A 12,748-nucleotide genomic window follows, 5' to 3' on the forward strand; every position below is an offset into this window, starting at 1 on the left:
TTCCGTTCAGGTGAGGGGCTCGGGGAGCATTCCCGCCGACGGTGCAGCAGCGGCCCGGCTGGGAGTTCCCGTCCGAGCCGATGCTTGCACTCCTACCCGCACACGCCGGTGATCACGTGTTGCGGCGAGCCCCGGAATCCGACGGCACGACGTCCGCCGGCTGACCCACGCGCGAAGGCCCGGCGGACGTCGTGCCGTCGGATTCCGGGGCTCGCCGCAACACGTGATCACCGGCGTGTGCGGGTAGGAGTGCAAGCATCGGCTCGGCTGGGAGTTCCCGGCCGAGCCGCTGCTGCACCGTCGGCGGGAATGCTCCCGGAGCCCCGCTCCTGCACGGATAGGACGACAATGAAGCGCATGGTCGGAAGATGCGCGGAAGCGGCTTACGTGGTGCTGATCGTAGGTCTGGCCGTAGCGGGAGCCGTTGACGAACGAGCTGCCTTCTACCTGGCCGCTGTCGCGTTGACCCTCCCTTCGGGCGCCGTCGCCCTTCCGGCGATGTACGGGGGTTATGCGGCGCTCTCGGCGATCGGCTCGATCTGGAGTCCTACCGCCGGCCCGGACGGGACGGAGGCCGGCTGGCTGAGCCTCGGCAGCGCAACTCTGAACGTGGCCCTGTTGACCTGCGCCGCGATCGCCAATGTCGCCCTGCTGCGACGCGTGTCGCGCCATCGGCGCCCTTCCCACCGCTGAACCGTTCAACCACCGGCAACCACTCGGCAACCACTCGACCACGCCTCCGAGGCCATCGGGGAGACGGCCCTCGGCCGCTTCGGCACGGGACCCCTTGGCGGGATTCCGGGCCGCGGTGCCACGCCCGAAGAGCTTGTAACGCGATCTTGCTGAAGCGTTGAGGGCCGCTCGGTTGGGGTCCCAGCCTGTCCTCGGAAGATTCGGGAGCCCCCACTGCGCCGCTCGGGCCGGCCGGCTCCGTAGCCTTGCCCTATGGAGAACGGGATCGATCGTCTCGTGGACGGTTGGGACGTCCGCGCAATCCGCGGTGTGGGCGTCAGCGAGGTGACCGTCGGTGGCACGGTGCGGCTGCACATCGGTTCGAACGGGATCGAGGTGCATAGTCCAGCCGAGCTCACTGCTGGCACAGAAACCTATCCCGTCCACGCGTCGGCGCGGATCAACCTGGACAGGGTCACGCAACTGCTCGACCAAGTGGTAGCTGAGGTCCGTGCCGACGATTCGGGCGCGCTGAGGGTCCGCTTTGCCAATGGGTGGCAACTGAACGTTCCGGTGGCCTCCGACGCTTTCGGTTGGACGGTCGTGCTCGGAGGCCGGCACTTCATCAGTTCTGTTCCGGGTGGTGGCGTGAGGATGTCCGATCAGCGGAAGGGCTGAGGTTTCGGTGGCATCAGTCTCTTAAGCCTTCTCCAGCAGATGAGGGAGCAGGCCAGTGAGATGAAGGCATCGTGGAGGTCGAGGCGACGTTCCCAGCGGACGGCGAGGCGCTTGAACTGGTGCAGCAGGGCGAAAGTCTGCTCAACGACGTAGCGGAGCTTTCCCAGGCCGTAGATGTCCGGCTGACACCTGCGGGAGATGACTGGCAGGATCCCGCACCTTCGCAGTTCCTTGCGGTTGGGGTTGCTGTCGTAGCCCTTGTCGCCGAGCAGAGCTTCTGGGCGTTTGCGGGGGTGGCCGACCCGGCCTGCGACCGGTGGGATGCCGTCGACCAGGGCGAGGGTCTGGGTGACGTCGTTGATGTTGGCTGCGGTGGTGATGAGGTTGAGCGGGATGCCGCCGCCGTCGGTGATCAGGTGGTGCTTGCTGCCGGTCTTGCGGCGGTCGACCGGCGAGGGACCCGTCGCGGCACCCCCTTTTTCGCGCGCACGTGAGAGGCATCCACGCACGCGCGACTCCAGTCCAGTTCGCCGACCGCGTTCAGCTCCGACAGCAGTATCCGGTGCAGCCGGTCGAAGACCCCAGCTTCCTGCCATCGCTCCAGACGCCTCCAGCAGGTCTGCCAGGAGCCAAAGCCGAGCTCCAACGGCAGCTGCTGCCACGGGATCCCGGTGTAGAGCACGAAGAGGATGCCCTGTAGGCACAGCCGGTCGGGTACTGGCTTGGGGCCGGGCGAACGCTCGGGCCAGGGCGGCAGCATGCGCCCGATCAGCGCCCACAACTCGTCGTCCACGACCCACGGCTTGACGCTCACGCCCTCACGAACGGCTCAATCGTCAGACCGGTCACGGCTGACCTGCACCAGCCCGCAAGATCGTGTTACGAGCTCGAAGGGGAGGTCCGCCTACGTGACGACCATCACAAGAAGGCACCCCTTCCGCCATCCCCATTGCCGCAGTTATATGACGAATATGGACGACGTGGATCTGCCGCCGTTGGTGACGGTGGACGAGGTACCTCGGCGATGCTGGACGCGCTGGCACCCGTGGAAGCGCCGTCCTCTCGGATACGACCCCCGCAACGCGAGGCACGTATGGATCGCGGGGAGGCTCGCGTCAGCGGGACCGCAGGACCGCATGCGGGAACACCTGGTCATCGAGGCGCTCCTTCGCGACCTTGCCCGGGCGGACGCCGAAGAGCCGCACGCGCAGGACGACGCCGGCGAGTAGGTGTGGCGCGCCGCAGCGGCAAAAGCGGCATGCGCAGCCGTTCGAGTCGTCGGCACCCATTCACCGCGAAACGGAGGGCCTGAGACTGGTATCAGGCGACTCGGAGAGGTCACATACCACGGTCGGGACCCTGGAATGGGGTCGTCACCTCTCCGTCCCTCATGGGCAGATACTCCGTCTCAACGGGTCCCGGGTAGAAGGAGGCACTGTTCGGTCCGGTCATGTCCTCACCGATCAGATAGCGGTAGAGCCATTCCGAGAAGCCCATCGCGTAGGAGTAGAACTCGTCGTCGCTTCCCACGTACACACAGACACGCCAGTCGGCCGCCTCCTTGTTGATCAGGAAGACGTCCTCCCCCTTGTCCGAACCCGCAACGGGGATCAGGCCTCCTGGGACGCCGAAGACCGGATTCCCTTCAGGAAAGTCGGGGCAGATCGTCTCACTCCAATCGATCCTCTTGTATGCCTCCGCCGTATCCCCAATCCAGGTGCCGAGATTCCAGGATGAAGTCGCAGGGTGATGGAAGTAGAGGTGCTTGTTCAATTGAATCGGAGCGTATGCGTCGATGAACTCACGATAATCTTCAGGAAGTTCCGATCCAAACCTCCGTTCCAGCTCATCCCAAGCTGCAGGATTGGCAAAGCGCTGCTCGCCCGGACCGAGCATCATGAGAACCTTGGCCCAATAATCACGCTCACGCATCAATTTCACCTCTTGCAGTTCACCGCTGGGGCTCGAGTTCGACTACGCCGTTCGCTGCATAAGTGATGACCAGCATCGGCGAGGTGTTCTAGACCGCGCGCTGGCCCCGGTTCCGTGGCATGGCAGTCCGATGCGCTCCTCGACGTGCGAACGGTGGTCGCCGACTCGACGAGGTCGACACCGCGGCCGGGGATGATCTCCATGTCACCATGCTGCCAGTCACGCCAGACATGCTCGGCTCCGGAGCCTTGGACTCAGCCACTGCCGCGAACGTCAACAGACATAAGCGGCGTCGGGCGGCCAGAAGCGGCCATGCTCCGTGCGGTCACGAGCTCGGGAAAACGCACGAGCTCGAAACTCCTGCAGCGGTGATCGGCGAGTGCGATACAGCAGCAAAGTACGGCAGCTACCGCGACCGCAACCGACCACCAGCAACTCTGCCCGACCGTCCGACCAGACGAGCAGACCTCAGCGACCCGCTACGCCCATAGTTCGCATCGAGGGGCAGACGGCGCGTTCTTCGTGCGGGAGCCAAAAGGAGCCACGGACGCAGCATGGCAGAGGACGGCGGTATTCCCCGCAAGGGCGGCTTCCTGGCTACGGCTGGCTCAAGGCGGGGAGGATCGGTCCTGGCCGCCGTGGTGATCAAGGGATGCCCCGTGTGATCACCGCGGCGGAAGCATCATGGATCCTCCCGTTCACCGGGCCGGCTCCCCGTGAATTCCGCGCGGTGATTGCCGTGTTCCGGAGGTCACACCGTCAGCCGGCGGGCGGGACGAGAGGTCTCGGCTGGATCATTCCCTGCTGCCACGGGGGCACTATCCGATTGACCCGTTGCCCTGGGGTGCACCCTACGGTCCAGCAGGCATGGAAGAGCGACTTGAACGCCCACGGACTCAACCGGACTTGTCCGTGCGGTTCACATCTGGCCACGCTCGCAGCCGACTGCATGGGCCGTGCGGACTCCACCTCGATCCCGTTCGGGTCTACGCCTGGGACGACGAGGCACGGCCGCACTGATACGCGCTGTGCCACATCCGTACCAGAACGAGCGGGGAGTCAGGGGGAATCCCGGTGCACAGCGGTGCGCGAGCAATTGCCGAAACCTGTGGATCGGTTGATGTCCTTCCACCGAACCGGGAGTGCGTGCCATCGAAGTCTGGGCAAGGTCGCGGCGGACCGCGATGAAACACCCCTCGGAGGTGGCGGCGCTTTGAAAGGATCAGAGAGCGCCGTGCGATCCACTCGACCGCTCACGCGGTCACCACCAGGGAGGCTCTGATGTACGTATCGCTACGAGAGGTGGGGGACGGCGACCTGCCGGTCTTCTACTCCCACTCGAACGATCCCGAGGGGATTCGGATGGCAGCGTTCACCGCCAAGGACCCATCAGACCGCGCCCATTTCGAAGCGCACTGGGCGCGGATCCGCCAAGATCCGTCAGTCATCGTGCGGACCGTCGTTGGTGAGGGTGATGAGATCGTCGGGCATGCTGCCGTGTTCGGGCCGACCGAGGAGCGCGAGGTCACGTACTGGATCGGGCGGCAGTACTGGGGCCGTGGAGCGGCTACCGCCGCACTGCGAGAGCTGCTCAGCGTCGTGCAGGAGCGTCCGCTGCGTGCCCGCGCGGCTGCAGACAACGGCCGCTCCATCCGGGTGCTGGAAAAGTGCGGATTTGTAGTGACCGGCAGTGAGCGGGGTTTTGCGAACGCACGGGGCGAGGAGATCGACGAGGTGGTTCTCACCCTGGTCCTCTAACCCGGCGCCCACTCAACCCCGATGACGACGGGACCCAAGACCATGGCCAGCCCGGAGGTGCGGGCATTGTCATGTGCGTCGGACGACCAACACGGCCACATCGTCGAGGTGGTCAACCGCGGCCGCGGCGTCGAGGATTCGGTCGGCGGTCTCCTCAGCGCTCAGTCCGTCGTGGACGGCTTGGGCGGCCAGTGTTCCGGCTCGTTCCAGTCCGGCTTCCAGTGTCAGGCCCGGTCCTTCGACCACGCCGTCGGTGACCATGATCAGCGCGCTGTTCTCATCCAGGGTGAAGGTCTCCTCCGGGTAGTCCGTGCCAGGCACGACACCCAGGACCGGGCCGCCCGGCAGCTCACGGACATCGTGGCTGCCGTCCCTGCGTGCGCACAGCACCGGCACATGGCCGGCGCTGGTGCCGGTGACCCGTCCGTCGCGAGGGTTGAGACGCAACATGGTGCAGCTGGCGAATCGTGCGGTGGCCATGGTGACGAGCAGCTCGTTGGTACGGGTCAGCACGGTTCCGGGAGCCGGTTCCAGGGCGGCGATCGCGCGCATGGACAAGCGGACCTGTCCCATGAAGGCGGCGGCGTCCACGTCGTGTCCCTGGACGTCGCCGATCTCCAGTGCGATCGAGTCGTCGGGCATCATGAAGACGTCGTACCAGTCTCCGCCGATGTCCAGCCCGTCCCGGCTGGGCCGGTAGCGGGCGGCGACCTCCAGACCCGGTAGGCGCTGGGGCAGCGTGGGGATGCTCAGCACCTTGTCGGATACTCCGCAGGCGAGGTGGTTGGCCAGTCCGCCGCACTCGTCCTGCCGTCCTTCGGTGAATCGCCGGCGATGTCGGCGTTCGTCGAGCAGTGCCGTACCCGGAACGGCTGGGCGGGCGCGACGGCGGTGCGGCACCGCGACGGCTGCGTGCTCGACGTCGGCCTGCGGATCTCATCGGTGCACGGGGACGACGGAGCAGTGCGGTGGCTCGCGTCCGCGACCGACATCGGTGTGCCGTCCGGGGACATGGTGAACGTATCGGTGCAGGGGTCGATTCTTGACCGCGCGCCGATCGGCGTCGTCGTCCGTGACCTGGAGTTGCGTTGCACCGGGGTGAACGACGCGATGGAGAGCCACGACGGCATCTCCCGCGACCGGCGGCTTGGATGCGGCATCACCGACGCGTGGCCCAGCGTCGAAACCGAAGCTACGGAGACGGTGATGCGGCGGGTGCTGAGGAACGGCAGCACCAAGGTCCACGAGTACCGGACGTGGCTGCCGACGAGTCTGGGAGAGGAGCGTCCGTATGCGGTTTCGTTCTCCTGTCTCCAGGGCGCCGACGGCCGAGCGCTGGGGATCTGCACCATCAGCGCCGATCTCACCGAGAGCCGGCGGGAGCGGGAGCGCCTGGCGGTTCTCGGTGAGGCGGGCACGCGCTTGGGCAGCACCCTGGATTTGATGCAGACCGGTCAGGAACTGGCCGATCTTGCCGTGCCCCAGTTCGCCGACTTCGTAGCCGTGGACCTGGAGCACTCGGTTCCCTTCGGCAAGGGGCCCCGGTGCGCATCGGCTCGATCGGCGAACGCTTCCCCGTGCTTCAGCGTGCCGGCATGGCATCGGTCTGCCCAGGGGTGCCGGAGTCCCCGTGGGTGCGCGGTGAGCGCGTTCCCGTACCTCCCGGCTCACCCATGGCCGACGTCCTGATCACCGGCGAGTCCCGCCTGGTGCCAAAACTGGACACCGCTCCGGGCTCGTGGATCGATCAGACGCCGGAGCTCGCGCAGAGGATCCGGGAGAACGGGATCCACTCGGTGATGGTCGTGCCCATCCGTGCGCGGCGCGTACTGCTGGGACTGGCCTTGTTCGTCCGCACGGAGAATCCGACACCGTTCCAGAAGGACGATCTGCTCCTGGCGGAAGAGCTCGTCAGCCGCGCCGTGCCGTCGCTCGACCATGCGCGCCAGTATGCGCGCGAGCACGCCATGGCCCTGGCGCTCCAGTGCAACCTGCTGCCGCACCGTCTCAGGGGAGGCTCAGCGGTCGATGCCGTGTCGCGCTACCTGCCGGCCGACATCGACAGCGGCGTCGGGGGCGACTGGTTCGACGTGATCCCGTTGTCCAACGCCCGGGTGGCCCTCGTGGTCGGTGATGTGGTCGGACACGGCATCAACGCCGCCGCGACCATGGGAAGGCTCCGCACCGCCGTCCAGACCCTCGCCGACATGGAATTGCCCCCCGACGAACTGCTGACCCGCCTCGACTCCACGGTCCAGCGTCTGGCGGACCAGGACACCGACGCCCCGGACCTGCCCACCACCGTGGGCGCCACCTGTCTCTATGCCGTCTACGACCCGGCCACCCGCCAGTGCACCATCGCAGCGGCCGGTCACCCGCCGCCCGCGATCATCGACCCGCAGGGCCCCGTCAGCTTCCCCGACCTTCCCACCGGCGCCCCCCTCGGCATCGGCTTGGGGCTCCCCTTCGAGGCCACGGAGCTGGAACTGCCCGAGGGCACTCTCCTCGCCCTGTACACCGACGGCATGATCGAGAGCCGCGACCACGACATCGAGGACGGCATGCACCGACTGGGCACCGCCCTCGCACAGCCTGACCTGTCCCTGGAGGAGCTCTGCACCCGCGCGATGGCGCCCTGCCAGGACCAGGAGGCGTTCGACGACGCCAGCCTGCTCCTGGTCCGCACCCGCTCGCTCCGCCCGGCCCGGACCGCCTCCCCGGCCTGAGAGGTGCTGCGCGCCCCGACTGTAGACACAGGTTCTGGCAGGCCGCGCCGAGCCGGACTCGAATTTATGAGGCGATGGTCACGGCGCAGGGGCAGGTCAGCGCACTCGCTGGGAGGCGGGCCGCTACCGGGCGCTGTATCTGGTCGTCGCCAGACTGCTCTCATACGCTTCAGCGCCCGGGATCGCAGCCTCCGTGATCACGGGACGCTTGCCCCAGGCGGATCGAGAGGTGCCGGACGGGACGGCCCGTCGATTCGGACCGCCCCGCCGGCCGATGCTCAGCGCCAGCCCAGTTCCGGTGCCACGTGGGTGAGGATGCTCTCCAGCACATGGGCGTTGTAGTCGACCCCGAGCTGGTTCGGGATGGTCAGCAGCAGGGTGTCCGCGGCCTGGATCGCCTCGTCGTCCCGCAGCAGCTTCACCAGTTCCTCCGGCTCCGCGGCGTAGGAGCGCCCGAAGACGGCCCTCGTCGTGTCGTCGATCATGCCGACCTGGTCCCGGGATCCGCGGTCGCGGCCGAAGTAGGCCCGGTCGAGGTCGTTGGTCAGGGCGAAGATGCTGCGGCTGACCGACACCCGGGGCTCCCGGGTGTGGCCCGCCTTCCGGTACGCCTCGCGGTACGCCTCGATCTGCTTGCGCTGCTGGACGTGCAGCGGCTCGCCCGTCTCGTCGTTCTTCAGCGTCGAGCTCTGCAGGTTCATCCCCAGCTCGGCGGCCCAGACGGCGGTCGCGTTCGATGCGGAGCCCCACCAGATCCGGTCGCGCAGCCCCTCGGAGTGCGGTTCGATCCGCAGCAGCCCTGGCGGGTTGGGGAACATCGGCCGCGGGTTGGGGGTGGCGAAACCCTCGCCGCCGAGGACCGTGAGGAACGCCTCGGTGTGCCGGCGGGCCATGTCGGCGTCCGTCTCGCCCGGCGCGGGGTGGTAGCCGAACAGGCGCCAACCCTCGACGACCTGTTCCGGTGAGCCGCGGCTGATGCCCAGTTGCAGCCGACCGGCCGATATGAGGTCGGCGGCGCCCGCGTCCTCGGCCATGTACAGCGGGTTCTCGTAGCGCATGTCGATCACGCCGGTGCCGATCTCGATCTTCGAGGTCCGCGCGCCGATCGCCGCGAGCAACGGGAACGGGCTGGCCGCCTGCCGGGCGAAGTGGTGCACGCGGAAGTACGCACCGTCCACGCCGAGCTCCTCGGCGGCGACCGCGAGATCGATCGACTGGTGCAGGACATCCGCGGCCGACCGGGCCCGGGAATGCTCGTTGGCCGACCAGTGGCCGAAGGAGAGGAATCCGATTTTCTTCACACCATGTCCAGCGGTTGGACGTTGCGTTCGATTCCCGCCCCCCGCTCCTTTCTCCAGGTCGGGAACGGTACGAGCTCAACGCGGCCGGCATCTCGGCGACGACGGCGCATGCTCTCCTCCGGCGTCCGGGGACGGCTGCACGCCACGGTGTGCGTCCTGGCGCGAGCTCATCAACCGCTCGGCTTCATCCAGAGCGGCGAACCGCCAAGGGTCCGCGCCGTGCCTGCCGAGCGCATTTCCGCGCATCACGTGGTCATCGGGGCCATCGCGGGGGACCGAGCGGCGGCGGCTCAGCGGTGAGGGATGCCGCCCAGCGCCGAGGGTGACTGCCTGAGGGGCGACTCGGGGCCGGTGGGGCGCGAAAGAGACGGAAGCCCATATTCCGTGATGTCGGTCACAGCGCTCCGCCTACCAACTGGTGCACTTAGTAGACGCGGTGTGGCAGATATCTTGGCATTTGCCCCTCTTTGCCCGAATGTGGATCCCGCCGCATGTCCGGAATTCCGCCCGGCCGACCCGCACGTCCACTGCCCCGCGGTGCAAGGCTTCTGACGTCGCGACAGCTTTCCCTCGCGCCGCCATGTGCGGACCGGAGACCCGCACACCACCCCGGCGAGGTCCTGGGACCTACGAGGCGACGTAGTGGCGGGACCCTTTGCGCTCCCTGTCGAGCCGTTCTAACAATGACCCCCCACAGGACGTCGCTGCAGTTCGGAACCGGTGTTCACGCGGAGTCGACCGCGCACCGGGCGCTCGGCGTCACCGAGTGAGAAGGAGCCCTCACATGAAGTCGTCCCGCACCTCCGCGAGGCTCCTCACCCTCGCTCTCGGCCTGGGTCTGGCCTCCAGCGCGCTGGGCGTGGCGGTGCCCGCGAGCGCCCAGCCGGCAGCCGCCCCGTCTGCTTCCGCCGGTACCTCCGTGGCGCGGTACGACGGGTCGGTTGCGGAGGCCGCGAACAACACGGCGTTCTTCAAGGCCGTGCTCAAGTCGGTCGCCGAGAAGCGCGCCGCCCAGCCCAACGCGCAGGCGGTGACCGTCTACTACGACGCCTCGCAGGCACCGAGCTTCCGTTCGCAGATATCGAGCGCGGCCTCGATCTGGAACAGCTCCGAGTCCAACGTCAAGCTCCAAGAGGCGTCGAGCGGTGCCGACTTCTCCTACTACGAGGGCAACGACTCACGCGGGTCCTACGCCTCCACCAACGGCCACGGAAGCGGCTACATCTTCCTTGACTACACCCAGAACCAGCAGGACGACTCGATCCGCGTCGTCACCCACGAGACCGGGCACGTGCTGGGCCTGCCGGACAACTACAGCGGTCCGTGCAGTGAGCTGATGTCGGGCGGCGGCCCCGGCCCGTCCTGCACCAACCGCTACCCGAACGCCACCGAGCGCTCGCGTGTGGACCAGCTGTGGGCCGGCGGACTCGCGCAGGCCCCGGGCACGGTGAACCAGCCCCCCGGTGACCACCTGAGCCCTGCACCGCCGGCGGGGACCGTGACACCGGGCCACCGTCCGGGGCGTCCGCGCAACAACACACCCTGGAATTGATCGCGTTCCCCAGTGGGAATCGGCTCGCTGTCGAGGATGGCTACAGCCGCATGCGCAAGACAGTCCTCTGAGCACTCTTGAAGGCCGGCAGACAGACGCTGATCCTTTGTACGGCTGTCCTGGGGGGCGGAGCCAGCAGGCGAAGCCCCCCGTCGCCAACACTCCCGGCCCGGCCACGATCAGCAGAAGTTGGCCCTCTTGGGTAAGGGGGCCAACACGTCCCATCGGGCCCGTACGCAGGCGGTGCCGAATCGCACGTGCTGGTAACCGCCACCGTGAGAGTTCAGCCTGGCCCCTGCGCGGCACCGAGGTCGCCCCGGCTCATTCCCCTCCCACCCGCGGCATTCGACTGAGGTCAGCTGTAGGCGAGTGGGCGACTAGCCTTCGTGGCGACGGGACAGGGGCCGGGCGACCTCGGCGACACGGGAAAGCATTCATCATGAGCAGCGAAGTACCCGCGGACTTGCTGGAGATTGTCGATGCGCTCCTGCCGGGCACGCCCCTGGATCGGGTGCGTCTGGCTGCCGATGGCAATGTCCATCATGTCGTGCTGCTGCCCGGCATCGCGGCCGTGCGGATCAGCAAGCGTCCGTCGGCTGCGGAGGCGCTTCCCCGTCGGATGGAACTGCTACGGGCGATCGGCGCCGCCGGTCTGCCCTTCGCCGTACCGGAGCCGCTGACGCCGGTCGCGGTCTTCGACGGCCGTGCCGCCGTTGCCGTGTCCTGGATCGACGGAACCGCACTGCCTGAAGGTGAAGGGGACCCGGAGCAGATCGGGGAACTCCTGCGGACCCTGCGGGAAGTCCCCCTCACAGTGGACCTCCGCCAGGCCCTGGCCGCTGCCCAGGACCAGATCCCCACACGGGGCTGGGCCGACATCCTGGCCGAGGACGTCATCCCCCGCCTGCCCGCGCGGTGGCGCGACGAAGGCCGGCGCCGCCTCGACAACGCGATCGCCCTGGACCCCGTACCCGACGCGCTCGTCCACGGCGACCTCGCCGGATCCAACGTCCACTGGAGCCGCGACGGCAAACTCATCGGCGTCCTGGACTGGGACCTCGCCCTGCCCTTCGACCCCGCCATCGACGCCGCCTGCATGGCCTGGCACGGCTGGGACACCATCCGCAAAGCCGTCGACCACGACACCTACAGGCGCGCCCGCATCTGGGACCAGACCTTCGGCATCGAGCACCTGATCGCCGTCCTGCCGGGCAAACCCCTGTCCAACGTCGACAGTTACGTCAACCACATCGTCCCCTGGCTCGAACACCACACCCCCTGACAGTCCCACCGCAGGACTGCGGTCACCGGGCGGCAAGTTCGGCCGGCAGGGGCTCAAGCCGCGCTGCCTGCGTCTGACCGGGGTGCTCCGGTTCGCAGGCCAGCACGGCGCGGCGGCACCGGAGCCTCATCCTGTCGAGGCCAGCCCGATGGCCGTGACCGGCCCACAACGGTCACGGCTATCTCGGTCTGCTTGCCTGTTACCGACCCAGGCTCCTAGCAGTAGTTGTCGTAGCTGGTGCGGTATGCCAGGTCGTACGCATCCTTGTAGTCCTCCGTGGCCTTTGCCGGAGCGTACGAGTGCCGGTAGTCGCACTTGAGGGTGAGCGCGTCGCGCTTGCCGTCCTTCGCACCCTTCGCCTTGCCCTCGGAGGCGTCGTTGGCACCTGCAGGCGTATTGGTAGCCGCCTCGCCACGACAGTAGTTGTCGTAGCTGGAGCGGTATGCCAGGTCGTACGCGTCCTTGTAGTCCTCCGTGGCCTTTGCCGGAGCGTACGAGTGCCGGTAGTCGCACTTGAAGTTGAGGCCGTCGCGCTTGCCGTCCTTCGCACCCTTCGCCTTACCCTCGGAGGCATCGTCCGCAGGAAGGTGCGCGGCTCGCGCGGTCGTCGTTGCCGAGATGCTTGCGGTGTCGGCTGCCGCCTGCGTCATCAGCGCCGGCGAGAACGCCAGTGCTGCCGCGGCGACGGGGCTCGCCATGATCGCGATGCTTCGCTTCGCGCGCATAGCCATCCTCTTTCTTCGAGACAGTACGTGCACATGGCGCCTGAACCTGGCCAGGACACATCCCGGGTGCGGATTGCGATCCGGGGAGCGGTATCTACACCGCGATGCGCTGGGCACCATGA

12 protein-coding genes are annotated in these 12,748 nt (G+C 67.6%); 7 read left to right on the top strand and 5 right to left on the bottom strand.

What is annotated here, in order from left to right:
- The first annotated feature begins 348 nt into the window (after window positions 1-348).
- Both PV350_RS02030 and PV350_RS02035 read left to right on the top strand, forming a co-directional pair.
- Complete coding sequence (locus tag PV350_RS02030) at window positions 349-693, top strand: hypothetical protein (protein WP_500332635.1); 345 nt, start codon at window positions 349-351, stop codon at window positions 691-693.
- Window positions 694-945: 252 nt separating this feature from the next.
- Complete coding sequence (locus tag PV350_RS02035) at window positions 946-1,350, top strand: DUF6188 family protein (RefSeq protein ID WP_500332636.1); 405 nt, start codon at window positions 946-948, stop codon at window positions 1,348-1,350.
- On the opposite strand, the gene PV350_RS02040 is transcribed toward PV350_RS02035, so the two are convergent.
- A protein-coding gene (locus tag PV350_RS02040) for an IS5 family transposase (RefSeq protein ID WP_500332690.1) occupies window positions 1,335-2,110 on the bottom strand; the annotation gives its coding sequence in 2 pieces (ribosomal slippage) (window positions 1,335-1,831 and window positions 1,831-2,110; 777 coding nt in all). The two genes, PV350_RS02035 and PV350_RS02040, sit on opposite strands and share 16 nt — an antisense overlap.
- A 578-nt stretch (window positions 2,111-2,688) precedes the next feature.
- Entirely contained in the window at window positions 2,689-3,282 is a 594-nt protein-coding gene (locus PV350_RS02045) for an SMI1/KNR4 family protein (RefSeq protein ID WP_500332637.1), read from the bottom strand.
- Window positions 3,283-4,563: 1,281 nt separating this feature from the next.
- Between PV350_RS02045 and PV350_RS02050 the strand changes: the two genes are divergently transcribed.
- Window positions 4,564-5,040, top strand: coding sequence for a GNAT family N-acetyltransferase (locus PV350_RS02050; RefSeq protein ID WP_499510029.1), 477 nt, complete (start codon window positions 4,564-4,566; stop codon window positions 5,038-5,040).
- Window positions 5,041-5,109: 69 nt separating this feature from the next.
- Here the strand turns inward: PV350_RS02050 and PV350_RS02055 are convergent, their stop codons facing one another.
- A complete protein-coding gene (locus tag PV350_RS02055) occupies window positions 5,110-5,796 on the bottom strand; it encodes a PP2C family protein-serine/threonine phosphatase (RefSeq protein ID WP_500332638.1) in 687 nt (228 codons plus the stop codon).
- Window positions 5,797-5,820: 24 nt separating this feature from the next.
- Here PV350_RS02055 and PV350_RS02060 point away from each other — a divergent pair, with 24 nt between their 5' ends.
- Window positions 5,821-6,729: a PAS domain-containing protein gene (locus PV350_RS02060; protein ID WP_500332639.1), complete on the top strand. Its 909-nt coding sequence runs from the start codon at window positions 5,821-5,823 to the stop codon at window positions 6,727-6,729.
- A complete protein-coding gene (locus tag PV350_RS02065; protein ID WP_500332640.1) occupies window positions 6,714-7,766 on the top strand; it encodes a PP2C family protein-serine/threonine phosphatase in 1,053 nt (350 codons plus the stop codon). The genes PV350_RS02060 and PV350_RS02065 overlap by 16 nt, the downstream gene beginning before the upstream one ends.
- 278 nt (window positions 7,767-8,044) lie before the next feature.
- On the opposite strand, the gene PV350_RS02070 is transcribed toward PV350_RS02065, so the two are convergent.
- Window positions 8,045-9,067 carry an LLM class flavin-dependent oxidoreductase gene (locus tag PV350_RS02070; protein ID WP_500332641.1) on the bottom strand — a complete coding sequence of 341 codons (1,023 nt, stop codon included), beginning with the start codon at window positions 9,065-9,067 and terminating at the stop codon, window positions 8,045-8,047.
- Window positions 9,068-9,851: 784 nt separating this feature from the next.
- Between PV350_RS02070 and snpA the strand changes: the two genes are divergently transcribed.
- Together snpA and PV350_RS02080 are read left to right on the top strand one after the other, a co-directional pair.
- On the top strand, window positions 9,852-10,619 hold the full coding sequence (snpA, locus tag PV350_RS02075) for a snapalysin (RefSeq protein ID WP_499510033.1): 768 nt from the start codon (window positions 9,852-9,854) through the stop codon (window positions 10,617-10,619).
- Between the two features lie 439 nt (window positions 10,620-11,058).
- Entirely contained in the window at window positions 11,059-11,901 is an 843-nt protein-coding gene (locus PV350_RS02080) for a phosphotransferase family protein (protein ID WP_500332642.1), read from the top strand.
- A 215-nt stretch (window positions 11,902-12,116) separates the two neighbouring features.
- Here PV350_RS02080 and PV350_RS02085 read toward each other — a convergent pair whose 3' ends face one another.
- Window positions 12,117-12,626, bottom strand: coding sequence for a hypothetical protein (locus PV350_RS02085; protein ID WP_499510035.1), 510 nt, complete (start codon window positions 12,624-12,626; stop codon window positions 12,117-12,119).
- Between the last annotated feature and the right edge of the window lie 122 nt (window positions 12,627-12,748).

Origin of the sequence: Streptomyces sp. PA03-6a, assembly GCF_033792765.1 — a bacterium.
Taxonomy (GTDB): domain Bacteria; phylum Actinomycetota; class Actinomycetes; order Streptomycetales; family Streptomycetaceae; genus Actinacidiphila.

What these genes read in the sequence shown, in the direction of transcription:
- PV350_RS02065 (WP_500332640.1), top strand. Translation starts at nt 6,714, where the DNA reads ATGGCCGACGTCCTGATCACCGGCGAGTCCCGCCTGGTGCCAAAACTG.
- PV350_RS02045 (WP_500332637.1), bottom strand. Translation starts at nt 3,282, where the DNA reads ATGCGTGAGCGTGATTATTGGGCCAAGGTTCTCATGATGCTCGGTCCG.
- PV350_RS02085 (WP_499510035.1), bottom strand. Translation starts at nt 12,626, where the DNA reads ATGCGCGCGAAGCGAAGCATCGCGATCATGGCGAGCCCCGTCGCCGCG.
- PV350_RS02080 (WP_500332642.1), top strand. Translation starts at nt 11,059, where the DNA reads ATGAGCAGCGAAGTACCCGCGGACTTGCTGGAGATTGTCGATGCGCTC.
- PV350_RS02050 (WP_499510029.1), top strand. Translation starts at nt 4,564, where the DNA reads ATGTACGTATCGCTACGAGAGGTGGGGGACGGCGACCTGCCGGTCTTC.
- PV350_RS02035 (WP_500332636.1), top strand. Translation starts at nt 946, where the DNA reads ATGGAGAACGGGATCGATCGTCTCGTGGACGGTTGGGACGTCCGCGCA.
- PV350_RS02030 (WP_500332635.1), top strand. Translation starts at nt 349, where the DNA reads ATGAAGCGCATGGTCGGAAGATGCGCGGAAGCGGCTTACGTGGTGCTG.
- snpA (WP_499510033.1), top strand. Translation starts at nt 9,852, where the DNA reads ATGAAGTCGTCCCGCACCTCCGCGAGGCTCCTCACCCTCGCTCTCGGC.